General features: G+C 50.0%; 1 protein-coding gene. It reads right to left on the bottom strand.

Going from position 1 to position 260, the window contains the following annotated elements; genetic code table 11:
- Positions 1-31 precede the first annotated feature (31 nt).
- The coding region (locus V0R37_RS22555; protein ID WP_420376617.1) for a hypothetical protein at positions 32-260 on the bottom strand (229 nt) is incomplete at its 5' end.

Raw genomic sequence — 260 nt, 5'->3', positions numbered from 1 at the left:
GTAGGCGTTGGTGCTGCGGGTATAACTACTGCTAGCACTCAAGGCCTACACTAAATGCAGCAGCACGAGATACTTGATACGCCTTAGGAACAGCAGCACCGCCGACACCCATCAACGCAGTTACATCAATTGTTTCACCTATAAACGAAGTTACAGGGTTATCAGCCTGAGCCTGACGGCGTAAGCGTTCAGAGAACACTCGTTGCAGTCTGTGATTCATTTGCTCGGAGCTACGAGCCTCCATAAGGAATGAACGTTCC

It is taken from the genome of Pollutimonas rozaliensis, from assembly GCF_048751585.1.
Lineage (GTDB): Bacteria > Pseudomonadota > Gammaproteobacteria > Burkholderiales > Burkholderiaceae_B.
The sequence above is the reverse complement of the archived record's forward strand: the minus strand, read 5'-3'. Positions and strand labels throughout refer to the sequence as shown.